The sequence below is a fragment of the Phaeobacter sp. NW0010-22 genome (genome assembly GCF_040365955.1).
Taxonomy (GTDB): domain Bacteria; phylum Pseudomonadota; class Alphaproteobacteria; order Rhodobacterales; family Rhodobacteraceae; genus OMPR01.
The window spans coordinates 242,565-267,942 of sequence record NZ_BAABWT010000008.1 but is presented as its reverse complement, the minus strand read 5'-3'; the positions used below and the strand labels follow the sequence as shown (position 1 = coordinate 267,942).

The 25,378-nt window shown below is 56.4% G+C and carries 21 protein-coding genes; 5 read left to right on the top strand and 16 right to left on the bottom strand.

Features of this window, described 5'->3' with window-relative positions:
• Positions 1-4: 4 nt before the first annotated feature.
• The 8 genes from nqrE to ABWV33_RS17950 form a co-directional block, all read right to left on the bottom strand.
• Entirely contained in the window at positions 5-613 is a 609-nt protein-coding gene (nqrE, locus tag ABWV33_RS17985) for an NADH:ubiquinone reductase (Na(+)-transporting) subunit E (protein WP_113822016.1), read from the bottom strand.
• Positions 613-1,266, bottom strand: coding sequence for an NADH:ubiquinone reductase (Na(+)-transporting) subunit D (locus tag ABWV33_RS17980; RefSeq protein WP_113822017.1), 654 nt, complete (start codon positions 1,264-1,266; stop codon positions 613-615). Before ABWV33_RS17980 ends, nqrE begins: the two co-directional genes overlap by 1 nt.
• On the bottom strand, positions 1,266-2,072 hold the full coding sequence (locus tag ABWV33_RS17975) for a Na(+)-translocating NADH-quinone reductase subunit C (protein ID WP_113822018.1): 807 nt from the start codon (positions 2,070-2,072) through the stop codon (positions 1,266-1,268). The genes ABWV33_RS17980 and ABWV33_RS17975 overlap by 1 nt, the downstream gene beginning before the upstream one ends.
• The gene (locus ABWV33_RS17970) at positions 2,065-3,273 is read right to left on the bottom strand and encodes an NADH:ubiquinone reductase (Na(+)-transporting) subunit B (RefSeq protein ID WP_121998886.1); all 1,209 of its coding nucleotides are present in this window, start codon (positions 3,271-3,273) and stop codon (positions 2,065-2,067) included. Before ABWV33_RS17970 ends, ABWV33_RS17975 begins: the two co-directional genes overlap by 8 nt.
• 4 nt (positions 3,274-3,277) lie before the next feature.
• Positions 3,278-4,615: a Na(+)-translocating NADH-quinone reductase subunit A gene (locus ABWV33_RS17965; RefSeq protein WP_353332718.1), complete on the bottom strand. Its 1,338-nt coding sequence runs from the start codon at positions 4,613-4,615 to the stop codon at positions 3,278-3,280.
• 434 nt (positions 4,616-5,049) lie between these two features.
• Positions 5,050-8,139, bottom strand: a complete 3,090-nt coding sequence (locus tag ABWV33_RS17960; RefSeq protein ID WP_353332716.1) for an efflux RND transporter permease subunit — start codon at positions 8,137-8,139, stop codon at positions 5,050-5,052.
• A gap of 1 nt (position 8,140) precedes the next feature.
• On the bottom strand, positions 8,141-9,277 hold the full coding sequence (locus ABWV33_RS17955; RefSeq protein ID WP_353332714.1) for an efflux RND transporter periplasmic adaptor subunit: 1,137 nt from the start codon (positions 9,275-9,277) through the stop codon (positions 8,141-8,143).
• Entirely contained in the window at positions 9,270-9,890 is a 621-nt protein-coding gene (locus tag ABWV33_RS17950; RefSeq protein ID WP_353332712.1) for a TetR/AcrR family transcriptional regulator, read from the bottom strand. Before ABWV33_RS17950 ends, ABWV33_RS17955 begins: the two co-directional genes overlap by 8 nt.
• A gap of 197 nt (positions 9,891-10,087) precedes the next feature.
• Here ABWV33_RS17950 and ABWV33_RS17945 point away from each other — a divergent pair, with 197 nt between their 5' ends.
• The 3 genes from ABWV33_RS17945 to ABWV33_RS17935 all read left to right on the top strand — a co-directional run bounded on the left by ABWV33_RS17945 (position 10,088) and on the right by ABWV33_RS17935 (position 14,911).
• A complete protein-coding gene (locus tag ABWV33_RS17945) occupies positions 10,088-10,864 on the top strand; it encodes a DeoR/GlpR family DNA-binding transcription regulator (protein WP_121999012.1) in 777 nt (258 codons plus the stop codon).
• A complete protein-coding gene (glpD, locus tag ABWV33_RS17940) occupies positions 10,854-12,446 on the top strand; it encodes a glycerol-3-phosphate dehydrogenase (RefSeq protein ID WP_353332710.1) in 1,593 nt (530 codons plus the stop codon). Before ABWV33_RS17945 ends, glpD begins: the two co-directional genes overlap by 11 nt.
• A 251-nt stretch (positions 12,447-12,697) precedes the next feature.
• Positions 12,698-14,911: an NADP-dependent isocitrate dehydrogenase gene (locus ABWV33_RS17935; RefSeq protein WP_353332708.1), complete on the top strand. Its 2,214-nt coding sequence runs from the start codon at positions 12,698-12,700 to the stop codon at positions 14,909-14,911.
• A 71-nt stretch (positions 14,912-14,982) separates the two neighbouring features.
• Here the strand turns inward: ABWV33_RS17935 and ABWV33_RS17930 are convergent, their stop codons facing one another.
• The gene (locus ABWV33_RS17930; protein WP_353332706.1) at positions 14,983-17,325 is read right to left on the bottom strand and encodes a Tex family protein; all 2,343 of its coding nucleotides are present in this window, start codon (positions 17,323-17,325) and stop codon (positions 14,983-14,985) included.
• Between the two features lie 209 nt (positions 17,326-17,534).
• Between ABWV33_RS17930 and ABWV33_RS17925 the strand changes: the two genes are divergently transcribed.
• Together ABWV33_RS17925 and ABWV33_RS17920 are read left to right on the top strand one after the other, a co-directional pair.
• Positions 17,535-18,332 (top strand): glycoside hydrolase family 25 protein, encoded by a 798-nt coding sequence (locus ABWV33_RS17925; protein WP_353332739.1) that lies wholly within the window; start codon positions 17,535-17,537, stop codon positions 18,330-18,332.
• 97 nt (positions 18,333-18,429) lie between these two features.
• Positions 18,430-19,041 (top strand): GntR family transcriptional regulator, encoded by a 612-nt coding sequence (locus ABWV33_RS17920; protein ID WP_353332705.1) that lies wholly within the window; start codon positions 18,430-18,432, stop codon positions 19,039-19,041.
• Here ABWV33_RS17920 and ABWV33_RS17915 read toward each other — a convergent pair.
• From ABWV33_RS17915 to ABWV33_RS17885, 7 genes are all read right to left on the bottom strand, one after another.
• Positions 19,038-19,820, bottom strand: coding sequence for a methyltransferase domain-containing protein (locus ABWV33_RS17915; RefSeq protein ID WP_353332703.1), 783 nt, complete (start codon positions 19,818-19,820; stop codon positions 19,038-19,040). The genes ABWV33_RS17920 and ABWV33_RS17915 overlap by 4 nt on opposite strands.
• A complete protein-coding gene (locus ABWV33_RS17910; RefSeq protein ID WP_353332701.1) occupies positions 19,817-20,440 on the bottom strand; it encodes a pimeloyl-ACP methyl esterase BioG family protein in 624 nt (207 codons plus the stop codon). Before ABWV33_RS17910 ends, ABWV33_RS17915 begins: the two co-directional genes overlap by 4 nt.
• Positions 20,440-21,723 (bottom strand): adenosylmethionine--8-amino-7-oxononanoate transaminase, encoded by a 1,284-nt coding sequence (gene bioA / locus ABWV33_RS17905; protein ID WP_353332699.1) that lies wholly within the window; start codon positions 21,721-21,723, stop codon positions 20,440-20,442. The genes ABWV33_RS17910 and bioA overlap by 1 nt, the downstream gene beginning before the upstream one ends.
• Entirely contained in the window at positions 21,720-22,349 is a 630-nt protein-coding gene (gene bioD, locus ABWV33_RS17900) for a dethiobiotin synthase (RefSeq protein ID WP_353332697.1), read from the bottom strand. The genes bioA and bioD overlap by 4 nt, the downstream gene beginning before the upstream one ends.
• On the bottom strand, positions 22,346-23,485 hold the full coding sequence (locus ABWV33_RS17895; RefSeq protein ID WP_353332695.1) for an 8-amino-7-oxononanoate synthase: 1,140 nt from the start codon (positions 23,483-23,485) through the stop codon (positions 22,346-22,348). Before ABWV33_RS17895 ends, bioD begins: the two co-directional genes overlap by 4 nt.
• Positions 23,482-24,459, bottom strand: a complete 978-nt coding sequence (gene bioB / locus ABWV33_RS17890; RefSeq protein WP_113822033.1) for a biotin synthase BioB — start codon at positions 24,457-24,459, stop codon at positions 23,482-23,484. The genes ABWV33_RS17895 and bioB overlap by 4 nt, the downstream gene beginning before the upstream one ends.
• Before the next feature lie 160 nt (positions 24,460-24,619).
• Entirely contained in the window at positions 24,620-25,375 is a 756-nt protein-coding gene (locus ABWV33_RS17885) for a maleate cis-trans isomerase family protein (RefSeq protein WP_353332693.1), read from the bottom strand.
• Between the last annotated feature and the right edge of the window lie 3 nt (positions 25,376-25,378).

Genomic DNA, 25,378 nt, shown 5'->3' with positions numbered 1-25,378 from the left:
CCCCTTACAGTTTCACGCCGCTGAAAGACATGAAGGCCATCGCCATCAGTCCTGCAGTGATGAAGGTGATGCCAAGACCCTGAAGGCCGTCCGGCACATCCGAATACTTCAGCTTTTCACGAACACCCGCCATGGCGGTGATCGCCAGTGCCCAACCAAAGCCGGAAGACAGGCCATATGTGGTTGCTTCGGCAAAGTTGTAATCACGTTCCACCATGAACAGCGAGCCACCCAAGATGGCGCAGTTCACTGTGATCAGCGGCAGGAAAATCCCCAGCGCGTTGTAGAGCGGTGGAAAGAACTTATCGAGGATCATCTCGAGGATCTGAACCATCGCAGCGATCACACCAATGTAGGAAATCAAACCAAGAAAGGTCAGATCCACATCCGGGAAACCAGCCCAGGCCAGCGCACCCGGTTTCAGCAGATACGTGAGCAGCAGGTTGTTGGCAGGGACGGTGATGGCCTGAACGACCATGACCGAAATACCCAGACCCAACGCGGTGCCGATCTTTTTCGAGACCGCGATAAAGGTACACATGCCTAGAAAGAACGACAGTGCCAGGTTTTCAACAAAGATGGCCTTTACGGCCAGCGCGATAAGCCCTTCCATCAGTGAGCCTCCACCGATTGGATTTTATATTCACGCTCTTCGACCTGATTAGGTTTCCAGGTCCGGAATGCCCAGATGAGCAGGCCAATGATGAAGAACGCAGAGGGGGGGAGCAGCAGCATGCCGTTGGGGACATACCAGCCACCGTTGTTCACGGTTTCCAGAATGGTGATGCCGAACAGCGAGCCCGCACCAAACAATTCCCGGATCACACCGACCAGCAGCAGGATCAGGCCATAGCCCATGCCGTTGCCGATACCGTCGATGAACGACGCGACTGGCGGGTTTTTCATGGCAAAAGCTTCGGCGCGGCCCATCACGATACAGTTGGTGATGATCAGGCCAACAAAGACCGACAGGGTCTTAGAAATCTCAAACGCATATGCCTTCAAGATCTGATCCACCAAGATCACCAAAGACGCGATGATGACCATCTGAACGATAATCCGGATCGAGCCGGGGATCTGGTTGCGCAGGATCGAGATGAAGAACGACGAGAAAGCGGTCACAAATGTCACGGCCAAGGCCATAACAAAGGCCACTTGCAACGAAGAGGTAACGGCGAGGGCCGAGCAGATGCCCAACACCTGCAAAGTGATCGGGTTGTTGTCGACCAATGGGTCGATCAGCATTTCCTTCTTGGTCTGGCTCATCAGATCTCTCCTGCTTTAAGCTTGGCCAGGAAGGGTGCGTAACCTTGATCACCCATCCAGAAATTCACCAGATTGTTAACGCCCACGGTGGTCAGCGTGGCACCGGCCAGCGCATCGATGTAATAGTCGGGGCCGGCTGCGGGCTGCGATTTGGCCACGGTGATCTGGAGATCGCCGTTATCATCCCGCAGTTTCTTGCCGCTCCAAAGTGTTTTCCAGCGCGGGTTGTCCACCTCAGCACCCAGACCGGGGGTTTCGCCGTGCTGATAGAACTGCAAGCCGTAGATGTCGTTGCCGTTCTCTTCCAGAGCGATAAAGCCATAGAGCGTGGACCAGAGACCATAGCCGTGGATCGGCAGGATCACCTTGTCGATTGCACCGGCGTCATCCTTGAGCAGATAGACCACGCGATAGTTTGCCTTGCGACCAATGCCCGCCGGGTCATCCGTCAGGGCGACGCTCAATTCGGGGTCCGAGGCAGCGGCGATATCGTCAAACGTGGTGGCGTCGAACTGGTCGGTAAAGCTGCCGGTTTGCAGATCCAGCACCTGCGGTTCAAATGCTGCAAACGCATCTGCAACTTTCATGCCGGGTTCATATACGCCGGAGACCTGCAAAACGTTCAGCTGCTTGTCGCGCAGTTTGTTGGCCTCTTGCACCGGGCGCAGGCTTACGGCTGCAACCGACACGATCATTGAGGCGAACAGGCACAATGTAACGGCCACAAACAGGGTCTTTGGAACCGAGTCAGGCGACAGCGCCAGAAAGCGACCGATAGGGCCTTTGGGGGTTTGCGTATCAGACATGGCGACGCGCTCTCCGTTTGATGTTTGCCTGTACGACAAAGTAGTCGATCAGCGGTGCAAAAACGTTACCGAACAGGATGGCCAGCATCATGCCCTCAGGGAAGGCCGGGTTGATCACACGGATCAAGACAACCATGACGCCGATCAGGGCGCCATAGATATAGCGGCCTACGTTGGTGTGGCTGGCCGACACAGGTTCCGTGACCATAAAGACCAGACCAAAGGCATAGCCACCCAGAACCAGATGCCAATGCCAGGGCATGGCGAACATGGGGTTGGTGGTGGATCCGATGGTGTTGAGCAACAGCGAGAAGCCGATCATTCCTGCAAGGCAGCCGATGACCAGACGCCAGTTGGCGATCTTGGTGAACAGCAAGAAGCCCAGACCGATAAAGCAGGCCAGTGCAGATGTTTCACCCATGGACCCTTGGACAAAGCCCAAGAACGCGTCCATCCAGGTGATGCCCTTGGCCGCAAGCGCCTGAACGCCGTCTGCAGCAGTCACACCCAACGCTGTCGCGCCAGAAAATCCATCAACCGGGGTCCAGATCGAGTCACCGGACATATAGGCGGGATAGGCAAAATACAGGAACGCGCGACCCGTCAGCGCCGGGTTGAGGAAGTTTTTACCAGTGCCGCCAAAGACTTCCTTGCCGATCACAACGCCGAACGAGATGCCCAAGGCAACTTGCCACAACGGTGTCGATGCAGGCAGGATCAGCGTGTACAGCATCGAGGTAACAAGGAAGCCCTCGTTGACTTCATGGCCGCGAATGGTTGCGAACAAGACTTCCCAGATACCACCAACAACCAAGGTCGTCAGATAGATCGGTAGGAAGTACAGGAAGCCGTGAACCATGGTGGAAAAGATGCTGGAGGGATCCAGTGAAATGCCCAATGCGTTCAGCAGCGAAATCCGCCAACCGGTTGCGGCCTCATTTCCCAAAACGGCGAGTGCCGAATTGACCTGAAAACCGGTATTGTAAAGCGCCATCAGGATCGCCGGGATCGTCGCGATGACCACATAGGTCATGATCCGCTTCATATCCACGTAGGACCGTGCATGTGGCGCCGCAGTGGTTACGGTTTTAGGCGTGTAAATAAAGCTCTCAACCATCTCATAGACGGGGAAGAGTTTCTCGTACTTGCCACCTTTGGTAAAGTTTGGCTCGATACGGTCAAAGAAGCTGCGCAGCCCCATAGGCTCAGCCCTCCTTTTCAATTTTGGCAAGGCAGTCCCGCAGGGCCTCGCCGTATTCGTATTTAGCCGGGCAGGCAAAGCCGACCAGACCCAGATCTTCTTCGTCCAGCTCCAATGCGCCAAGCGCCTGTGCTGAATCGGTGTCCATAACCAACAGTGCACGGAGCAACTGTGTCGGCAGGTAATCCTGTGGCATCAGTTCTTCAAAGGTGCCTGTTGGAACCATCGCACGACGTCCGCCGTTCAGGTTGGTGCCCAGATCCTGCATTTTGCGCGTCAACGCCGAGCCCAATACGGGCTGAATGGCGTATTTCGAAAACATCGGACGGATCCAACCCAGTGGTATCTGTTTGGTGTCTTCGCGCATAATCGTGATCTGACGCGCGTGACGACCCAAGTATGCACCGGGTCCGTCAGCGGCACGACCGCTCAGAACCGAACCGGACACCACACGAACAGCGTCATCAACGCTGACTTCGTTTGCTGTCAGCTCATCCGTCGAGGCACCCATCATGGTCCGGATCAAACGCGGATTAGACGCAGCAGGACCCGCCAGGGCGATCACGATGTTCGGATCGATATGGCCGGTCATCAAAAGGCGACCAATGGCAATCACATCCTGATAGGAAATGGTCCAGACAACTTGCTCGCCAACAGGGGGCTGCAAGAAGTGGATGTGCGTACCAGCCAAACCAGCCGGGTGTGGACCCGAGAAGGTCGCAACCGTCGCGCCATCAACTGTAGGAACCGTATCGCCTGCTTTGTGGCACAGATACGTCGCGCCCTCGCTCAGCAGCGTTATTGCTTTGAGTCCGGCTTCAAATGCCTCTTTGGCATCCGCGATGATCAGGGCGGCATCAGCGGCAAGCGGTTCGCTGTCCATCGCCGTGACGTAGATCGCCAATGGCTTGCTGCCCGGTTGGGGCATCTTGGAATAGGGGCGCGTGCGGAAACTGGTCCACAAACCTGCCGCACACAGCTTTTCTGTCAGACCCTCGGCGGTTTTGCCGTTTCCGACCGCACTAAAGTCGATTCCTGCATCGTTTACATCGGAGATATCGATGACAACACTTTGCAAGACCCGCCGCGCGCCGCGGTTGATTGCCTTGACCTGACCTGTGGCCGGGGCAACGATGACCGCCTCTGGGGCATCTTTGTGACAAAACAGCGGGGTGCCGCGTTGCACGGTGTCACCCTCTTGAATCAGCATCTTTGGTTTGAGACCAACATAGTCAGCCCCGACGACACCCACCGATCCAAAGTCTGGACCAGGGTGGATTTTTTGTTCGGGTGCGCCTGCCAACGGCAGGTTTAACCCTTTTTTCAATGAGAAATTATGCATATGTAGCTACGTTCTTCCGAGCCCGTTTCCCGTGGCGGTTCCTACCTGGTGGATAGCCGCAACAAAGCAAATTCCGAGAAACCCAACATAGGTTTCAACACAGTCCAAAATGTTCAGCCTATGGATTTGCCAGGGTAGCTCCTGTCCGCGCGCAGCTTTACGCCGGGTTTGCGAAAAACGCAAACCTCCTTTGCGCAGAATCACAGAATTTAAGAGGATTTTTGCTGTCTCGGGTCAAAGAAGCGCAGGGCTTCAGGTGCATTTGCCGCCTCTGGTGTCAGGATTGACGCATCGTATCCGACGGGATTCATAGATTCGTTTGCTGCATTGCAGAAAGATAAGCCCGTGCTGTGTTGCGCGGTCTTGGTTTCGTGATGCCATAGGTTTGGGGACTTGGTGCGGCTCTGACCCCAACAGCCAGAGCCGCAAAACGATTATCTCAGAAACCGCCGGATATCGTCGCTGATGGCTAATAGAACCGGGATCAGGATCAAAGTGATCAGCGTGGCAAAAATTTCACCATATGCCAACGAAATCGCCGCCGGGATCAGATATTGCGCCTGTTCGGATGTTTCGCTGAGTAGGGGCATCAGACCGATAACGGTTGTGGCTGTCGTCAGGAAAATAGCCTGAAACCGTCCGACACCGGCGTCTTTCAGGGCTTCATGGACAGTGTGCCCATCATTGCGCGCGTCATTGTAACGGGTGACCATGACCAAAGAGTCATTTACCACCACACCGGTTAGGGCCAGCATCCCAAAGAACGATAACAGCGACAGTGGCACGTCCATGATCAAATGCCCAATTGTTGCGCCTACAAACCCAAACGGCACAACCGACACGATAATCACTGGCTGCCAATAGGATTTGAGCGGCACCGCCATCAGCACATAGATCAGCACCATCGCCAGCAGCAATGCCTGTTTCAACCCGCCCTGAACTTCGCCGATCTCCTCAAGCTCGCCCCCGGCCCGAATGTCGACAGACGGATAACGCTCCGCCAGATCCGGCACCAAAGTTTCAAACATCGCTTGCGAGATTTCCTCGGGCGCGACTTTGGATTTGTCGATAGAGGCACTTACGGTGCTAAGCTGCTTACCATTTCGTCGGGTGATGGAACTGGGCACATAGCGGCCGCTGACTTCGGCCACGGACAGCAGCGGCACCCAATCGCCTGCCTCATTGCGCAGGCGAGATTGCATCAGATCGTCTATCGTGTTGCGCGCTTGTGTGGCGTTGCGCACAATCACTCGTACCTCTTGATCATCACGCTGGATCTTTTGCACTTCGGCCCCGCCAAAGCGATATCCAATTTGGGTTGCCAGTGTTTCAGTAGAAAACCCTAAATGACGGGCTTCGGGTTTCAAACGCACGGTCAGTTCCGGCGCGCCGCCTTGCAGCGAACTGCGCAGGTTCGAAACGCCCTCGATTTTACCCAGATATGCGCGCACTTCGTCACTGGCTTTGGCCAGTAGATCGGTGTCTTTGCTGAACAGCCGGATCTGGAATCCGCCGCCCAACTCTTCGGTGCCTGAAAAACTCAACTCGACGGTTCCTTCGAGTTGCCCAACCCGGGTTTGCCAGTCCCGCAGGATATCAAGAATGCCAAGGCCCGGACGATCCGCGACGGGGGTTAGCTCTGCATATAGCTCGGCGCTGCGCGGGTCCGAGATCTGGAAAAAGATGTTGCGGATTGGCGGTTCCGCCAAAGAATGCGTTTCAGCCAGCTCGACGTTCAGCGCATCCCCGATTTCTTGGATAAACAAGATATTGTCGCGGGTCAGGGCAAAGGGTGCCCGCTTGTCCATCTGCATGCTGAGGGAAATCACCTGGCCGGGGACTTCGGGGAAAAAGGTTGTTTTGACCTTGCCCTTGTAGATCAACCCAATCCCAAGCGCCGCCATTGCAAAAAACAGCACCAAAACAGCATAGCGATGGATCAAGGCCAGACGCAGGGTGGGGGCATATATAGTGTCCCGGAAACCTGCCAACCCGCGCTTGAAAACGGATTGCACCTTTGCCCAACCGCGCGAGACAAAATTGCTGGGCTCTTTATCCATATCAATGTGGGCAAGGTGGGCGGGCAGGATGAATTTGCTTTCGAACAGCGAAAACAACAGCGCCAAGATAACCATGCCCGAAAACCCAGCAAGAACCTTGCCCAGCGGGTTGTTGATCATCAGCAAGGGAAAGAAGGCCGCGATGGTCGTCAGAACACCAAAAACGGTTGCGACCGCTACTTTGCGGACGCCAGCTTCGGTGCCGATCAGCGGGTCTTTGTGTTTCTTGCGTTCCTCAAAAACGCTTTCGCCGACGACAACCGCATCGTCTACCAAAATCCCCAAGGCAATGATCAGGCCAAAAGTTGTGATATCGTTGAGCGAATAATCCACCCATTTGGTGCCCGCAACGGCCAGAGCGCCCATGACAGATATGGGAATGCCCATTGCGACCCAGAACGCCAGACGCACGTTCAAGAACAGCGACAGCATCAGCCCAACCAGCAAAAGCCCCTGAAACCCATTGGTCTGCAACAATTGCAAACGATCAGAGATATAGGAACTCGCGTCGCCCCAAACGGTTGTCTGTACTTCGGGCGGCAGAATTTGGCGGAATTCCTCGACCGTTTCCTTGACCACCTTGGAAATCGTCAACAAGTTTTCGGTGCGCCCAACCTGAACCACCATGCCGACGGTCGGTTCACCATTGAACCGAAACAGATAGTCGCGGTCGGCAAACCCATCAGTCACCTGTGCGACATCCCCAAGCAGTACAACAGACCCATTTGGGCGTTCCAGAACCGGAATGCGTGCATAATCGCTGGCAAATCGGGCTTTGTTGTCGGCGCGCAGGAAAATGTCGCCCCCGGCTGTGCGCAAGGACCCAGATTGAAAGTCAACCGAGTTGCGGCGGATCGATTGCGCAACCTGTGCAACCGTTAGGTTCAACCGCTCCAACGCCGAGGGCAGCACCTCGATCTGCATCTCGCGTTCGTGCAACCCCCAGATCTGAAGGCGCGACAGTTCCGGTTCTGCTAGCAGTTGTTCACGCAGCCGCTCGGCAAGTCTTTGCAACGTACGCGGATCGGTATCCCCATGAAGGTTGACGTAAAGCGCCGGGATGTCAAAGCCGCCCGTCTGGATCACAGGGCGACGCGCAGATTGTGGCAGATCGCCAATGCTGTCGACCCGGATCCGTATCTTGTCCAACAGTTTTTGCAGATCCTGTGATCCGGATTTTCGCACGTAGATCGTAGAAGACGCCGCACTGGAGGTGGAAGAGATCGAGCGTACGCCATCCAACCCTTCGAGGCCCTTTTCGATCTTTCGCGTGATCAGTTCATCGACTTGTTCGGCCGTGCTGCCGCGGTAATAGGTACTGATTTCGATGTTTTCTGCAGGGATGCGTGGAAACCCTTCGATCCGAATGGTCAGGGCGGTCATGACGCCCATAAATAGGATGAGGGCCATAACTAGGTTGGCCGCAACAGGGTTGCGAATGAACCAGTTGGTCAACGCGTGCATGTCACTGGTCCTCTACTTTGCGCGGCGACACTTGCAGCCCCGGTAAGAAAGATCCAAGCGGATTGCGCACTACATCAAGTGTTGTGCTTGTTTCGGGCGCACGAACAACGACATGGGCGCCTTCGCGATAGCTGATGTCGGCCTTGAACCGTCGCAACCGGTTTTCTGGATCGACATACCAAATGTCGCCTTCGCGGGTCAGCGTGGATTCTGGCAACCTTAGGGTTTGTTCGATTTCGCGCCCGATCAGCTCCACTTTCACAAAAGCACCGGGCTGGATCAGGCCGGGTTTTGCTTCGACTACCTCGAGAAACAGTTTGCGCTGTCTGGTTTGAGCATCCAAAAAGCCACCGCCACGCCGAATGCGTGCCGTTCCAAGAAACTGATCAGTTTGACTAAACAGCTTGGCGGTGTGGCGATCCCAGGGTTTGGACAGCAACATCCAATCCGCATCCCCCAAAGACACCTCAAGATCAAACCGTTGATCATCAACCAGCGAAAGCAATGCTTGCCCGGCGGTAACGGTTTGGCCCGGGCTGACATCGCGCTTGGTGACAAAGCCGGAAAATGGGGCGGTTATCACGGTCGAACGCAACTGTTCACGGGCGGCTTCGACCTGAACCTTGCTGGCCGCAAGGGCATGCTCTGCGATGCGCATTTGTGGTAAGTGCAACGCAAGGTCTGTTGCCTCAATGGTCTTTCCCCGAGCGATTTGCTTTCGGGCCACTTCGGATTTGTTTTTGGCTTGAACAAGGGCCAGTTCCGCCTCGGACAACCGTTGTTGTGCCTGTGCGAGATTGAACCGAAAATTGCTGTCTTCGATCCGGATCAGGCTATCGCCCTGTTTCACCTGTTCGCCCGCCAATGAATGATCTGACACTTCGATAATGCGCCCGGATACGGCGGCAGAAAGGGTCGCGGACCAACGCGGTTTGATTTCCGCAAAGCCGTGAACCTTGCCAGCGTGGCTGCTGCTCTGCGCTGAGATTACGGAAACAAGCGGAAGGGTTGGCGGTTTGACCGCTTCGGCAATGTCGGCTGTATCTTCGAGTTCGTCCAGAAAGACCAAGACGCCGCCCAGAATGACGATTGCAGTCAGTAACCATTTCCAGCGGCCACGGGGTTTCGGGTCAGTCATTGCGCGGTCCTTTGGATGGGGGGGCAAGATAGATATGCAGCATGCGGCGAACGGTTTCAGTTAGGGCAGGGGGCACGGCCCGTTCGGCAAAGGCCGCTTGCGTAATCATGCCGTCAAACAAAGCGAGCAAGGAATAGACAACGCTGTCGGGGCAAAGGTCAGTGGGCAACCGGCTTGCCGCTTGATCTTTTTGGATCGCATGCACCATGGCAGCCGCCAGATTGCGTTCCGAAGCTTGCAGTTCTTCGAATCCCTCGCGTGTGTTGTGGGCATGGATTCCAAATTCGATTGAGAGACGCGAAATGATCGGGTTGGTTTGATACGCAACCAAATCAGCCACAAGGCCATCCAAGGTTTCACGCAGGCTAGAGCCGGTTTCAATCATGCGGGTCAGGTCATCTACGCTGTCGCGTTCATGCAGCGCGAGCGCCTGTATGATCGCGTCTTTGCCGGAAAAATACCGATACAAACCGCCGGGGCTGATGCCCGCGGCTTTGCAGATATCCTGCATGGTCGTGTCTTGCAGGCCCTTGGTGGCAAACAGCGTCGCGGCTGCCTCCAGAATGGCAGTCGTGCGTCGGTTTCGGTTCTTGGGATCTTTGGGTCGGGCCATCTGAGACTCATTTTGCGAATGCTTATTCACATAATGCTCCGGTTCAGTGATGTAAAGTTAGGAGAATAGGAATTCTTACAATTTAAGAGAGAAGTATCAGCGTTTAGCCTTTCATATCTAGAATTAATGAAAACAAAACGAATGACATTGAAAACTATTGGGCTTATGTATTCGGCGAAACGCACGAGAGAATCTTAATGGACGCGAACAGCCGACATCAAAATATTGTAGACCTGCTCAAAGATCAGGATCGGGTTCAGGTCGAAGATCTGGCAGATCGTTTTGGGGTCAGTACACAGACAATTCGCGCGGATTTGCGGGCACTTAGCGATCGTGGATTGGCCATGCGCACCCATGGTGGGGCCGAACGCGCCGATCAAAGTTCGAGCCGGGAATACGCAGCGCGGCGTCAAACCTGTGCACCACAGAAAGAGGCGATGGGCCGTATCGCGGCGTCGTTGATCCCTGACAATTGCTCGGTGTCCTTGAACATCGGCACATCAACAGAGCAGGTTGCCAAAGCTCTGGCGGCGCATTCGGGGCTGACGGTATTGTCAAACAATATCAACATCATCAACAGCCTGATTGGCACCCGATCCAAAGACCTCATTTTGGCCGGGGGTGCAGTACGTCAAAGCGACGGCGCCATTGTTGGCGAAGACGCGGTCGAGTTCATTTCGCGTTACAAGGTGGATTTCGCAGTCATCGGGGCCTCTGCCCTGGATGCCGACGGGTCGGTTCTGGATTTTGATGCGCGCGAGGTCTCGGTGGCTCGGGCGGTCCTGCGCAATGCCCGCACGCGAATCCTTGTGTGTGACACGTCGAAGTTCGCGATTTCAGCACCCGTCAGGATCTGCGCAATCGCAGAGCTCGACTATGTCGTGACCGATGCACCGCCCCCCCTCGAATTTTGTGAGCAGGCGCGCTTGGGCCAGACCGAAATTTTGATAATGGAACAAGACAATGATGGATAAGCATGACGCAGAGCCGGTGGATTTGTTCATTATTGGTGGTGGCATAAACGGCTGCGGCATTGCCCGCGATGCAGCGGGTCGCGGTATGTCAGTGTCCTTGGCCGAGATGAACGACTTGGGGTCTGCGACCTCTTCGGCGTCGACCAAGTTGTTTCACGGTGGCCTGCGGTATCTGGAGTTTCTCGAATTTCGTCTTGTGCGCGAGGCATTGATTGAACGCGAAGTGCTCTTGCGTGCGATGCCGCACATCAGCTGGCCGATGCGATTTGTTCTGCCCTACCACGCGGATATGCGATTCGAGAGTGAAACACCCGTTTCACGGATGTTGTCCCGTGTTATGCCGTGGATGAAGGGGCGCCGCCCCGCTTGGCTGATCCGCATGGGGCTGTTCCTTTATGACACGCTTGGCGGGCGTAAAATCTTGCCTGCAACCGCAACGCTGGATTTACAGAGTGACCCGGTTGGGCGTCCTTTGAACAACAAGTTTGCCAAGGCTTATGAGTATTCAGACTGTTGGATCCAAGATTCTCGTCTTGTTGTTTTGAATGCCCGCGACGCCCAGGCACGGGGCGCTGAAATCCTGCCCCGGTGCAAAGTCGTCGGAATGGAGGTGCAGGGTGATCATTGGCTCGTAACGATCCAGCGCGCAGATCAAAGCACATTCACCCGCGCGGCCAAAATGGTGGTGAATGCCACCGGACCATGGGTTGAGGATGTACTAAAGGGTGTCGCCGGTGCGTCCTCTTCTGATGGGGTGCGCCTGGTTCGGGGCAGCCACATCGTGACACGCAAACTGTTCGATCATGACAAAAGCTATTTCTTTCAGGGCGAAGACGGGCGGATTATCTTTGCGATTCCGTATGAGGACGAATTCACCCTGATCGGAACAACCGATTCCGACCATTCAGATGCAGCGACCACGCCAAGGTGTTCCGAAGAAGAGCAAGAGTACCTGTTGGCCTTTGCTTCGCAGTATTTTGAGGCCCCGATCACAGCAGAAGATGTCGTTTGGACGTATTCGGGGGTGCGCCCGCTTTATGATGATGGCGCCAGTTCCGCCACTGCCGCCACACGTGAATATGTGCTGCGGCTGGATCATTCGCAGGGTCCGCCAATGCTGAACGTATTTGGTGGCAAAATCACCACCTACCGTAAGCTGGCCGAGGCCGCGATGGCACATGTGAAATCCGTTTTCCCGGCGACATCTCAGGGCTGGACCGCGGGCGTTGCGCTCCCAGGAGGGGATTTCCCTGTTGATGGCGTTGATGCGCTGATTGAAACGCTGTGCACACGGTATCCGTTTCTGCATCGCGATTGGGCCCGGCGCTTGGTTCGAACCTATGGAACTGAGGCCACCGCCATTCTTGGCGATGCAAAAGCAGCGGCAGATCTTGGCGTTGATCTGGGCGGTACCCTGACCGGGGCCGAAATTGACTGGGTCATTGCAAATGAGTGGGTGCAAGAGGGCGATGACTTTTTGTGGCGTCGCACGCGGATGGGCCTGCACCTGGCGGATGAAGAACGCGCAGCGGTTTCTGATTACATCGCGTCGGCCCAAACCTCGGCTTTGACAGGAACCTGAGCGAGGGTTTAGCAACCCTCAGCCCCAATTTTCACCCAGAAGGCCGAGTTTTCGTCAAACTGGGTCAAAATGCGCGGCTTGTGTCAATTGAACACGCGCGCGCTCTCCTTTACATGGACGGTGTTCGCTTTGCCGCCGTTTGCGCGGCTCTGCCCGCGTGATGCGGTGTGGACCGCGTATTCGTAGCCGCAGCAAAGCTGCACAGTCTCATCTCAAGTCTCACGCCTTATACGGGCGAAAAGGTAAGAAAAATGGCCGATAAATCAAACTCCGACATATTGTATACCATTGTAGACGAAGCGCCCGAACTGGCGAGCGCATCGCTGTTGCCGATCATTCGCACCTTTGCCAAGGCCGCTGATATCAACGTTGGCACCAAGGATATCTCACTGGCCGCACGAATCATTTCCACCTTTCCCGAGTCGCTGACCGACGCACAGCGTCAGGCAAACGACTTGGCTGAATTGGGTGAATTGGTGAAAACGCCTGCCGCCAACGTCATCAAGCTGCCAAACATCTCGGCATCCGTTCCACAGTTGGTTGCAGCTGTAACCGAACTGCAGAGTCAGGGCTATGCACTGCCCGACTACCCCGAAGAGCCCGGCACCGACGAAGAAAAAGCGATCCGCGCCCGTTATGATGGGATCAAAGGTTCTGCTGTGAACCCGGTTCTGCGCGAAGGCAACTCGGACCGCCGCGCGGCCAAAGCCGTCAAGAACTACGCTCAAAACAACCCGCATTCGATGGGCAAATGGGCGTCGGACAGCAAAACCAAAGTCAGCTCCATGCCGGGCAATGATTTCTACGCAAATGAGAAATCCGCGACAATCACCGCTGCTCAGGCGGGTGATGCAAAGATCGAATTCGTTGGCAAAGACGGTGCTGTCACCGTTCTGAAAGACGGCTGGACCTTGGACGAAGGCACTGTTGCAGATGCAACATTCATGTCTGCCAAGGCACTGGGCGCGTTTTTGGCTGAGGCCATCGCAGACACCAAAGCCGACGGCACCATGTTCTCGCTGCACATGAAAGCGACCATGATGAAGGTTTCGGACCCCATCATCTTTGGCCACGCGGTCAAAGCATGGTTGGCGCCAGTGTTCGAGAAATTCGGTGCTGAACTGGACGCTCTGGGTGTGAACCCGAACTCTGGCATGGGTGATCTGCTGGACCGTGTTGCGGGCAACGCTGAAATCATGGCCGCGATTGACGCCGTGACTGCAGATCGTCCCGGCATGTATATGGTCGACAGCGACAAAGGCATCACCAACCTGCACGTGCCATCAGATGTGATCATCGACGCGTCGATGCCTGCTGTTATCCGCGCTGGCGGTAAAGGCTGGGATGCGGCAGGCGAAAAAGGTGACACCAACTGTGTGATCCCTGATCGCTGCTATGCGACCATCTATGATGAATCCATCAACTTCTTCAAAGCAAACGGCGCGCTGGATGTGACCACTGCCGGTTCCGTAGCGAACGTTGGTCTGATGGCGCAAAAAGCCGAAGAATATGGCTCGCACCCAACCACGTTTGAAGCGCCTGCAGATGGCACCATCCGTATCGTTCTGGCCAATGGCGAAACTCTGCATAGCCATGACGTCGAAGCTGGCGATATCTGGCGGTCTTGCACAGCCAAGAAAGCGCCCATCGAGAACTGGATCGAACTGGCGATGGATCGTCAGCGTTTGACCGGGTCCGAGGCAATCTTCTGGCTTGACGCGAACCGTGCCCACGATGCGCAGTTGATCGAATATGTTGAACCCGCGCTGGAAGCCGCAGGCGTGTCCGACAAATTCCAGATTATGGCCCCACGCGAAGCAACCGCGCAGTCGTTGAAAACCATCACCGCTGGCAACGATAGCATTGCGATCACCGGCAACGTTCTGCGCGACTACCTGACCGATCTGTTCCCAATTCTGGAACTGGGCACATCGGCCAAGATGCTGTCGATCGTGAAACTGATGCAGGGTGGTGGTCTGTTTGAAACCGGCGCCGGCGGATCCGCACCGAAGCACGTTCAGCAGCTGGTCGAAGAAAACCACCTGCGTTGGGACTCGATGGGTGAATTCTGCGCCTTGGGTGAATCGCTGAACTTCCTCGCGGATGCACAGGGCAATGTAAAAGCAGGTGTTCTGGGCGTCGCAGCCGAGGCGGCAACGCAGGGCATTCTGGATCACAACCGCTCGCCATCGCGCAAAGTGGGTGAGCCTGACAACCGCGACAGCCACTACTGGTTCGCACGCTATTGGGCCGAAGCATTGGCGTCACAGTCCGACGATGCAGATCTGGCGGCGCATTTCGCACCAATGGCCAAAGCACTGGCAGATGGTGAAGCCGCGATCTTGGGTGAGCTGGCCGCTGCACAGGGTAAACCTGCGGATCTGGGTGGATATTTCCACACCGATCCTGCCAAAGCAGCGATTGTCATGCGTCCAAGCACAACCTTGAATGCGATCATCGACTAAACTGTTCGATTGAGAAAAAGAAAAGGCGCCCGAGTTTCCCTCGGGCGCCTTTTTCGTTCTAGCTTAAACGCTTAGGATTTCTTAAAGGCATCCATCAACGCCGCCTCCAAGGCCCCGCCGCTGTCTTTGGGGTTGGGTTTGGGACTGGCACGCATCGGTCCTTTGGGCCCACCACGACCGCCTTTGCTTTGACCGCCGCCTTTACGCGGACCAGCGTCGCGGGCATTGCGATCTTCGCGCGCTGAGGCGCCGCCGTCCTTGCGCATGCTCATCGCGATCCGTTTGCGGGGCACATCGACTTCGGTGATGGTGACCTTGACCACCTGACCGGCCTTCACCACCTCATGCGGGTCTTTGACAAATCGATCCGCCAGTTGGCTGACGTGAACCAGACCATCTTGATGCACACCAACGTCAACAAAGGCACCAAAGGCCGCAACGTTGGTCACGGTCCCTTCAAGAACCATGCCGGGTTTCAGGTCTTTGATATCCTCAACCCCATCAGCAAAGCTGGCGGTCACAAAACTGGGGCGCGGATCGCGACCGGGTTTTTCCAGCTCTGCAAATATGTCGCGCACGGTTGGCAGACCAAAGGTTTCATCAACAAACTGCTCGGCGCGCAGAGATTTTAGCGCCCCTTCGTCACCCATAATCTGGCGGATATCGCGGCCACAGGCGCTGACGATTTTGCGCGCGACATTGTACGCCTCGGGGTGGACAGATGAGGCATCCAGCGGTTCCTTGCCATCGCGAATCCGCAAGAACCCAGCACATTGCTCATAGGCACGTGGCCCCAAACGGGCGACTTTCAACAACTCGCGCCGGGACTTGAACGCCCCGTTTGCGTCACGGTGGCTGACGATCGAGTCCGCCAATCCGGGGCCAAGCCCTGAAACATGCGCCAACAGCGGGGCCGAGGCCATGTTCAGGTCCACGCCGACCGCATTCACCACGTCTTCGATCACCGCCTCAAGCGATTTGCCAAGACGATGCTGATCGACGTCGTGTTGATACTGTCCAACGCCAATCGACTTTGGCTCGATTTTAACCAGTTCCGCCAACGGATCCTGCAATCGGCGCGCAATCGAAACCGCCCCGCGCAACGACACATCCAGATCAGGGAATTCCCGCGCGGCCAGTTCAGATGCCGAATAGACCGACGCCCCGGCCTCGGACACCACCACCTTGGTTGGCGTTTTGACGGACTTGGGCAACAGCTTCAGCGTCTCAGCCACCAACCGCTCGGTTTCGCGACTGCCGGTTCCATTGCCAATCGCGATCAGGTCCACACGATGCTGGGTGATCATCCGCAGGATCGAAGCTTCGGACCCACGTACATCATTTTTGGGCTGGAACGGATAGATCGTGTCGGTCGCCAAAAGCTTCCCGGTTGCATCCACCACGGCCACTTTGACCCCGGTTCGAATGCCGGGATCCAACCCCAATGTGGCACGCGGCCCAGCGGGTGCGGCAAACAACAAATCCTTGAGATTGCGGGCAAAGACGTTGATCGCCTCATCCTGGGACCGCGTCCGCAGATCAGCCATCAATTCAACCATCATCGACAGGCTCAGCTTAACCCGCCACGTCCAGCCCGCAACTTTGCGCAGCCACAAATCGCCGGGACCAGTGCCACGGGTATGCAGATGGCTGGCAACCAATCCTTCGGCGCGATCCTTGCCTGTCTCTGGGTCCGGCGCGATGTCCAATGTCACAACGCCCTCTTTTGATGCGCGCAGCATGGCCAAGGCCCGATGCGAGGGTACTTTGGACCACAATTCCTGATGGTCGAAGTAATCCGAAAACTTGGCCCCAATTTGTTCCTGACCCGCAATCACTTTAGAGGTTAAAAGCGCCTCGCGTTGCATGAATGACCGCAATTCCCCCAACAGACCGGCATTTTCAGTCAGCTTTTCGGTGATGATATCGCGGGCCCCATTCAGCGCGTCCTTGGTGGTGGCGACGGCCTCTGTCACATAGGCTTGCGCCAGGATTTCAGGGTCTGCCATGCGATCCGCAAGAATGGCATCTGCCAAGGGTTCCAACCCATTTTCCCGCGCAATCATTGCTTTGGTGCGGCGCTTGGGTTTGTAGGGCAAATAGATATCTTCGAGCTGTGCCTTGGTGTCGGCCTTGGCAATGGATTTGCTCAGATCATCGGTCAGTTTGCCCTGATCCTTGATCGATCCCAGAATGGTTTGGCGGCGCGCCTCTAGTTCGCGCAGATACACCAAGCGATCCGAAAGGGTGCGCAGTTGTGTGTCATCCAGCCCGCCAGTCGCCTCTTTCCGGTACCGGGCCACAAAGGGAACGGTTGACCCTTCATCCAGCAATTTGACCGCAGCGCCAACCTGATCGGGGCGAGCGTTGATTTCAGTGGCGATCGTGCGTGCAATGCGGTTGGCAGTGTCCAAGGCGGCGTCCTTTTGGCGGCAAGTGGGATATCCTGTGTAACGCTGCTTGGACCAAGAGGCCAATTGTTTCAGGGGGTGAATTCTGTGCGAAAGCGTTTGCGTAAGCGGAAAATGGGTGCTCGTTTCCCCTTCACGGGATCCTGTGTTGCCGCGGGCCCAAAATGAGGGGATAACCGGAGCAGGCGAACATTGGCTTTGGATTATTGATGATGCGTTTTGTGGTGTGTGCAGTGTTGGCTTTGGCCATGGTTTCCAGTTGCGGGCGCTCACGCGCGCCAGAGCCGGAACCGGTTGCGGCGGTCCCGACGTATTCGCCCGAAAACGTCATCCAATACCCCAAATTCGGGGACAGCGATCCCCACCCATGGGAGGGGCGAACACCCTATTCTTACCCCGTTCATGGGATCGACGTGTCCCGCTGGCAAGGTGACATTGATTGGCGAACGGTCCGCGCTGCGGGAGTTTCATTTGCCTTTATCAAAGCCACTGAAGGCGGTGATTTCTTGGACCCCATGTTCAAAACACATCTGCGTGGCGCCCAACGCGCGGGGATGCGGTACGGTGCGTATCACTACTATTACTTCTGCCGCCCCGCCGAGGAACAAGCCCGCTGGTTCATCAAGAATGTCCCACGCGATGATCGGGCCCTGCCGCATGTGCTGGATATGGAATGGACCCCGCATTCCAAAACCTGCACGCTGCGTCCGGACGGGGCCACCGTGCGCGCCGAAGCCAAGAAGTTCCTCAGGATTCTGGAAAATCATTATGGCCGTCGTCCGGTGGTCTATTCCACGGTGGACTTTTACAAAGACACTGGCATTGGCAAGCTGAAGGGCACCGATTTCTGGTTGCGATCAGTCGCCGCGCATCCGCGCAAAACCTATCCACGGGCGGTTTGGGCGTTTTGGCAATATACCGGTACGGGTATTGTGCCGGGTATCTCTGGACCCGTGGATATTAACGTGTTCCGTGGCTCTCCCGAGTCGTGGGCGCGGTGGGCGCAGTAATCCCCAAGTGGACCTGAAACCCTAATAAGGAATGAAAAATCAGTGCAAACAGGTCGTAGAGACTTGTTTGCATACGTAGGGTTTCGTATCAAAACCCATGTCGCAAAATGCCAAATCCACTATTTCGGATCAGATAACCCAAAGCCTGACAGATCAGATTGTGCGCGGTGATCTGGCTGCGGATGAAAAGCTGCGTCAGGACCATATCGCGACGGCGTTCAAGACCAGCCATGTTCCGGTGCGAGAGGCTCTTTTGCGGCTCGAGGCCAAAGGCTTGGCTGTCAGCCTACCGCGTCGTGGAACCCGTGTGGCCCCATTTGATCCTGCCAATATGCGAGAAATTCGCGAGATGCGATTGGCGTTGGAACCCGTTGCGTTAAGCCACTCCATCGCACACATGTCGCCCGTGCAAAAACAACAAGCGGAACTGGCGCGACTGGCCTGTGACGAAGCAACGGACCTGGCCACGTGGGAACATGAAAACCGCAGGTTTCACATGGCCATTCTGGCAGGGTGTGACATGCCCAGAATGCTGGCCGAAATTGCTGATCTGCAAACGCTGGCAGCACGCCACCTATTGGCAACATACAGCAGCCGATGGGAGGCCCGCGCAGATCGTGATCATCGCGCGATCATGGCAGCAATCACACGCCGTGACGTTGAAACGGCCGTGTCTGTGCTGCGTAAACACCTGTCCCGATTGGGTTAACCCCGTTTCCGGGCGACCAACCACACCGGGGCATAGGTCAACGAAACCGTGGATCCATCGCCAAACATTTCAGCATAACGCTCTTCAAATTCGCTCAGGCGCGCGCGCGTCCATCTGCCTTCGGCCTTGCCGTTCACGCCAGTCGCGCGCAGGTGGCGCAGCACGTCTCGCGGGCTGGCAAATCGCATGACGTCTTTGGCCTCAGCCAAGTGGTGTATGTCGATATCTATGGGCAGCATCGCCTGCCAGTCCGTCGGGGTGACATAGCTCGGCGCAGCTGACCCCGACCCCAAGGTCGCCAGCTCAGGAAAATGGGCGGGGGTAAAGCTCGATAACGCCAACCAGCCACCGGGGCGCAAGTGGTCGGTCAAACGGTGCATCAAACCGGGAAGATCTTCGATCCATTGCACGGTCGAGGCCGACGCGATCAGGTCAAGGTGCCGGGGCAACTCAACGTCTTGGATCGGCCCGGGGACAAAGCTTTGCGCCAAAGGGGCGGCAAGGGTGGCGCATTCTGGCACCAAGTCGTTCAAATGCAGGCTGTCGATATCAAATATATTGCACAGCTGTCGGGTCAGGTGACCTGTACCACAGCCAAATTCCAGAACGTGTTGAAACGTATTCCGCGCCCCGGCCTGCAGTTTCGCCTGATACAGATGATCCGCAAGGGTTCGGGCAATGCGCGCCTGAGCTTGGGCGTGATCGTGATAGCTGGGCAAGCCGCGCGCAAAGCTGGTTTGGACGCGGGTGATATCTGTGAACGACTGCAGATCTTTCATGTTAGCACCTCTGCCCATGTTGACCAACTCTTAAACGGGACATGAGGGGCATCAACGTGTTGAACACGTTCAACTTGATCAACCCAGGCGCGCTTTTGATTGGCCGACAGAAAAATGCGATCTTGGTCACTGATCCACACACGATCAAATGACACATCGGGCGCGTTACCTCGGGCCTGAACCGCGCGCAATTCTTGTTCGCGGGCCTGCACGTCGATTGGCGTGTCGCTTTGGGGCGCGTTATAGCATCGCTCAAGAAAGACCTGAAACGCCTCATGGCTCAGCGTGTCGATTGTCCGCTGCATGACAACTGGCGCAATTCCACAACGTCTGTCGATGGGGGTCAAAGTGCCGTTAATCGCGACCTTTTTGATGAACGGATCCCTTCGACCCTGCTGCCAGTGTCCATAGGCCGCTACCCCAAACGAAAAGGCGATCAGCGTGACAGAGTGATAGGCGCTGACATTCGGTAACTCTTGGTTCAGGTCGCTGTAGTCGTCAGCCAATATAACGTCATATGGCCCGGTCAGGTGCGCAAACGGTGCAGGCCCCAACGCCCACCCGCCAAAGACCACGATTAAATCGTTGGCCCCTGTGTGTTGCACCCAACGCCACTGCATCAGAGCACACGCGCCAGATGCAGCATGCCGGCGCAGATTTTCGAGATCTCATCAGGCGACGCAATGAACGGAGGCATTGTGTAGATGTTGGTCCCAAACGGACGCAAAAAGACACCCACTTCACGGGCCAAGGCGTGGGCCTCATCGGCGCTGACCCGGTGCTTCATCTCAATGACACCAATTGCGCCCAGCACACGCACATCTGCCACGTTTGGCAGATCGCGGGCTGGGGCCAGTTCCTGCGTCATCTGTCTGGCGATGGCATTCACTGTTCCGTGCCAATCCTGTGCCTCTAGCACCTCAAGGCTGGCGCGCGCGGCGGCGCAGGCTAGCGGGTTGGCCATGAATGTGGGTCCATGCATAAAGATGCCGGGTTCCCCGTTGCCGATGCCCTCAGCCACGCGATCATTGGTCATGGTGGTGGCAAAACTGATGTGCCCGCCTGTCAACGCCTTGCCCAGACACAGAATATCGGGTTCGACGGTGCAAAAATCAGTGGCAAACATTTTACCTGTCCGCCCGAAGCCGGTCGCGATTTCATCAAAGATCAGCAACACGCCGAACTCATCACAAATTGCGCGCGCTTGGTTCAGGTATTCCGGATGGTAGAAATACATACCGCCGGTGCCCTGCACGACGGGTTCAAGGATAAAGGCCGCGATCTCGCGGTGATTGGCCTCGATCAGGGCGCGCAAATCAGCCAAGCCGTTCAGCGCGGGATCGTCGTTCCATGCTTCGGTGATGCGGATTGGGGGGCGATCAACAAAATGTTGCACGCTCAACGCGCCTTGAAACAGATGATGCATGCCGGTGGTCGGGTCGCAGACGCTCATCGCCTTCCACGTATCCCCGTGATAGCCCGAGCGGATGGTGGCAAAGTGGGACCGTCCCGGAAACCCTTTGGCGTGCTGATATTGAACCGCCATTTTCATCGCAACCTCGACAGAGACCGATCCGCTGTCGCAGTAGAAAATGCGTTGCATCGACCGAGGCGCGAAACGCAGCAGTGCTTTGCCAAGCTCAATCGCAGGATCGTGGGTCAGACCGCCGAACATCACATGCGGCATCCGATCCAGTTGATCGTGAATGGCCCGCGTAATCTTTGGGTGACGGTGGCCATGCATCATGCACCACCACGATGACATGGCGTCGATCAATTTGGTGCCATCATCCAATGTGATGTGCATGCCCTCGGTTTCCTTGACCACAAAAGTGGGTCCGGGTTTTTCCACATTGGTATAGGGATGCCAAAGGTGCTTTTGGTCGAATTCCAGAGGTGTCATTGAGTCAGGGCTCCGGTGATGGTTTTCATGTCGATGGCTTCAAAGGCATCAGTCAACGTGTCCGCGTTCAGGGTTTTCAGCCGGGGCAGACGACCCAGATGCGCAACATGGGCAAAGTCACAAATTGTCTGTTCAACCTCGGGCACGGCATCCCCGATAAAGGCCACGCCCACGATCGCGCATCGTGCCTGACGCAAGGCCAGCAAAGACATCAGGGTATGGTTGATCGTGCCCAATTGTGTGCGGGCGCACAGGATCACGGGCGCGCGCCATTGGGCAAAGGCATCCAGAAACAGCTCTTCCCGGTTCAGGGGGACCATGACGCCGCCAGCCCCTTCGATCACCAGCGGCCCGTCAATCGCCGGGATGGTCAGATCGTCCAAACCGATATGCGCGCCTTCGGCCTCGGCCGACAAATGCGGCGAGGCGGGCAATTGCAACAGATGTGCCTCGGGCAGCGTCGGGCAGCCTGTCAAAGACGCGATGATCTGGCTGTCAGTCTGCTCTTCGATGCCGGATTGAATAGGTTTCCAATAGGTTGCTTTCAACGCAAGCGTCAGGCCCGCAGAAAACACGGTTTTCCCGATTTCGGTGTCTGTCCCGGTTACAACAATGGGTTGGGTCATTGGCTGTGCTCTTTCATCGCCAGGCTCAGGTCATGCATCATCTGCGTGACCACATCGGCGGAGGTGTTGAGAGTGATCGAGATCCGCAAGCGCGCCGTGTTGCGTGGGACCGTCGGGGGGCGAATGCCACGAATGTCATAGCCCAGCCCTTGCATATGGGCCGCCAGCGCCATCGTGGGTTTATCTTTGCCAACAATCACAGGCATGATCTGGCTTTGAAACCCGATCAAACCACCGTGGCGCTCGGCCTGCGCATGAGCATGTGCCATCAAGGCCTGCGCGCGCTGTTGGCGCGCGGGATTTGTGCGCAATTCGGTCAGCGCGGCGCGTACAAGGGCAGCGTTCAACGGCGACGGGGCGGTTGCAAAGACAAACCCCCGCGCCCGATTGATCAACGTATCGATCAGAACCTGCGCTCCACAGATCAGCGCGCCGGATACGCCCAACCCCTTGCCACACGTGTGCAATGTCAGGGTGTTTTCCCGGTTCGCATAACTGTGGCTTACTCCGCGGCCCAAATCGCCGAAAACACCTGTGGCGTGGGCCTCGTCTACGACAAGAACGGCATCTGTTTCAGCGGCCAGAGTGGCAAGATCGTCAATCGGTGCCAGATCGCCGTCCATGGAGTACAGGCTTTCGCAAGCCAACCAGATCTGCCCGGTATTGCCCGCCTCGCGCCAAAGCCGAATACGCTCAGCTGCGTCGGTGACATCGTTATGTGCAAAGGCCATCGTGTCCGCCCGACCCAACCGCATGCCGTCATGGGTGCTGGCGTGGATTAATGCGTCATACAGCACCAGATCGCCCTGCGCAGGCAGGGTCGAGAATATCGCTGTATTGGCAACGAAACCACCACCGACAAACAGTGCGGCCTCGGTGTCAAAGAACGTCGCAGCCTCTTGTTCTAACAGGCAATGTTCATCATGATTGCCGCGCAACAGGCGGGACCCGCCTGCACCGACCGGAACACCCCGGTCCAGTGCGGATCGGGCGGCGGCCTGCAAGACGTCAGATTCCGCCAGCCCAAGATAGTCGTTCGATGCAAAATCATGCCCGGCACGCGGGATCAGTTGCCGGTAACGCCCTCGCGTTTCCAGCGACCTGAGCGCTGTATCGTGCCGCGCAAACAGCGTCATTTTGAGCCGTCACATCCCACGGCCATGGCTGTCAGGCCAAGCTTGTCGAACAAAACGCTGTCTTTGTCTTCTTCCGGGTTGTCGGCGGTCAGCAAGGTGTCGCCCACAAAGATCGAATTGGCCCCGGCAAAGATGCACATAGCCTGCATTTCGTCGCTCATGTCGGTGCGACCTGCGGACAGGCGCACATGCGATTTTGGCATCAGGATACGAGCCAAAGCAACGGTGCGTACGAATTCGATGGGGTCCAGCGGTTTAACATCGGCCAGCGGCGTGTCTGCGATTGGGATCAGCATGTTGACCGGAACTGAATCTGGGTGCTCGGGCAGGGTGGCTAGGGCCAGCAACATGTCGATGCGGTCCATTTTCTGCTCGCCCATGCCGACGATGCCACCGGCGCAGACCTTCATGCCTGCTTCGCGCACGCGGTTCAGCGTTTCGATGCGGTCGGCAAAGGTGCGTGTGGTGATGATTTCGGAATAGTACCGTTCCGAGGTGTCGATGTTGTGGTTGTAGTAATCCAAACCCGCATCGCGCAGGCGGAACACCTGATCGTCCTCTAGCATGCCCAATGTCATGCAGGTTTCCATACCCATGTCCTTGACGCCTTGCACCATCGCCTCAAGCATTGGCATGTCGCGCTCTTTGGGGGACCGCCATGCCGCGCCCATGCAATACCGCGTTGCGCCGCCTTCTTTGGCTTTGCGTGCTTGTGCCAGAACTTGCTCGACTTCGATCAGTTTTGAGGCCGACAGCTTGGATCCGTTGCGCGCAGACTGGCTGCAATAGGCGCAATCCTCGGCGCAGCCACCGGTTTTGATCGACAACAGCTTTGAACGCTGGACCTGATTTGGATCGAAGTTTTCCCGATGCACGGTTTGTGCCTCAAATAACAAATCCATCAGGGGTTTGTTGTAGATTTCTTCCGCCTCGGCGCGGCTCCAGTCCGTACGAATGGTCTGGTTGTCGAGCATCGGTATTCCTCCATTGGGAATTATAGATAAAAATGAGCTGCGCTCTGCTTGATGGAGGTGATTATAGATAAGGTTAAAAAACCTCAAGAGAGAATGCCCCACGCGGCAAGACGCCGCCCCGAATAGGGACGGCGTTAGGATCTAGCCCCATGAGATAGGGTTATTGTGCTATTTGCCGCGTAAAAAGCTGACCAAAGGCGGGGTTTTCGGCCTTAACCCCCGCCAAGCGAAGCATGTGCCACGCCAACGCTTGGTTGCTGGATATCACCGGAACGCCGGTGCGGGATTCGGCCTCTGCGATGATGTTAAGGCAGCGCAAGTTGGTGCAGCTGACAAAGATCGCATCACAGGGCGATTCATCCGCAATCTTGTCGATAGCCGCTGAAATCGCGTTTTCGGTGATCCGCGCGACCACGCGATCATCGCTTTCTTCGAACGACCCAAAGGCCGCAATGGACATCCCAGCCTGTTCAAGTTTTTCGCGCATCATGCCCGAAACTTCGGGCAGATACGGGGTTATGAAACCCAACTTTGTCGCGCCCAAAGCCCGGCACGCGGCAATCGTGGCCCTCAGCGGGTCGGTGACGGGAACGCCGGGCTTTACGGTCTGAATGGCCCGTTCCACGCCATCTGAGCCGATCACAGTCGAGGCTGATGTGCACCCATAGCCAATCGCGTCAAAGTTCAACGCCGCTGGCAAAAGCTGCGCAGAGGCAGGCAAATCCTGTTCCATCTTGATCAGCGTGTCGGGGCGGATTTCCGTCACCATCGGGATGCGTGAATGATACAGTGCCACCCCATCCAGATCCATCATCTGAGAGAATTCAGGTTCAAGCGATTCATCGGTTTCCAGCACGACAACACCCAAGGTCGCCCGCGTCCCAATCCCATCATCCGTCGCAAAGTCGAGTTTCATCTG

Excerpts from the sequence above, each read along its gene's own strand:
- nqrE (WP_113822016.1), bottom strand. The coding sequence starts at position 613 with ATGGAAGGGCTTATCGCGCTGGCCGTAAAGGCCATCTTTGTTGAAAAC.
- ABWV33_RS17980 (WP_113822017.1), bottom strand. The coding sequence starts at position 1,266 with ATGAGCCAGACCAAGAAGGAAATGCTGATCGACCCATTGGTCGACAAC.
- ABWV33_RS17975 (WP_113822018.1), bottom strand. The coding sequence starts at position 2,072 with ATGTCTGATACGCAAACCCCCAAAGGCCCTATCGGTCGCTTTCTGGCG.
- ABWV33_RS17970 (WP_121998886.1), bottom strand. The coding sequence starts at position 3,273 with ATGGGGCTGCGCAGCTTCTTTGACCGTATCGAGCCAAACTTTACCAAA.
- ABWV33_RS17965 (WP_353332718.1), bottom strand. The coding sequence starts at position 4,615 with ATGCATAATTTCTCATTGAAAAAAGGGTTAAACCTGCCGTTGGCAGGC.
- ABWV33_RS17960 (WP_353332716.1), bottom strand. The coding sequence starts at position 8,139 with ATGCACGCGTTGACCAACTGGTTCATTCGCAACCCTGTTGCGGCCAAC.
- ABWV33_RS17955 (WP_353332714.1), bottom strand. The coding sequence starts at position 9,277 with ATGACTGACCCGAAACCCCGTGGCCGCTGGAAATGGTTACTGACTGCA.
- ABWV33_RS17950 (WP_353332712.1), bottom strand. The coding sequence starts at position 9,890 with ATGGCCCGACCCAAAGATCCCAAGAACCGAAACCGACGCACGACTGCC.
- ABWV33_RS17945 (WP_121999012.1), top strand. The coding sequence starts at position 10,088 with ATGGACGCGAACAGCCGACATCAAAATATTGTAGACCTGCTCAAAGAT.
- glpD (WP_353332710.1), top strand. The coding sequence starts at position 10,854 with ATGATGGATAAGCATGACGCAGAGCCGGTGGATTTGTTCATTATTGGT.
- ABWV33_RS17935 (WP_353332708.1), top strand. The coding sequence starts at position 12,698 with ATGGCCGATAAATCAAACTCCGACATATTGTATACCATTGTAGACGAA.
- ABWV33_RS17925 (WP_353332739.1), top strand. The coding sequence starts at position 17,535 with ATGCGTTTTGTGGTGTGTGCAGTGTTGGCTTTGGCCATGGTTTCCAGT.
- ABWV33_RS17920 (WP_353332705.1), top strand. The coding sequence starts at position 18,430 with ATGTCGCAAAATGCCAAATCCACTATTTCGGATCAGATAACCCAAAGC.
- ABWV33_RS17915 (WP_353332703.1), bottom strand. The coding sequence starts at position 19,820 with ATGAAAGATCTGCAGTCGTTCACAGATATCACCCGCGTCCAAACCAGC.
- ABWV33_RS17910 (WP_353332701.1), bottom strand. The coding sequence starts at position 20,440 with ATGCAGTGGCGTTGGGTGCAACACACAGGGGCCAACGATTTAATCGTG.
- bioA (WP_353332699.1), bottom strand. The coding sequence starts at position 21,723 with ATGACACCTCTGGAATTCGACCAAAAGCACCTTTGGCATCCCTATACC.
- bioD (WP_353332697.1), bottom strand. The coding sequence starts at position 22,349 with ATGACCCAACCCATTGTTGTAACCGGGACAGACACCGAAATCGGGAAA.
- ABWV33_RS17895 (WP_353332695.1), bottom strand. The coding sequence starts at position 23,485 with ATGACGCTGTTTGCGCGGCACGATACAGCGCTCAGGTCGCTGGAAACG.
- bioB (WP_113822033.1), bottom strand. The coding sequence starts at position 24,459 with ATGCTCGACAACCAGACCATTCGTACGGACTGGAGCCGCGCCGAGGCG.
- ABWV33_RS17885 (WP_353332693.1), bottom strand. The coding sequence starts at position 25,375 with ATGAAACTCGACTTTGCGACGGATGATGGGATTGGGACGCGGGCGACC.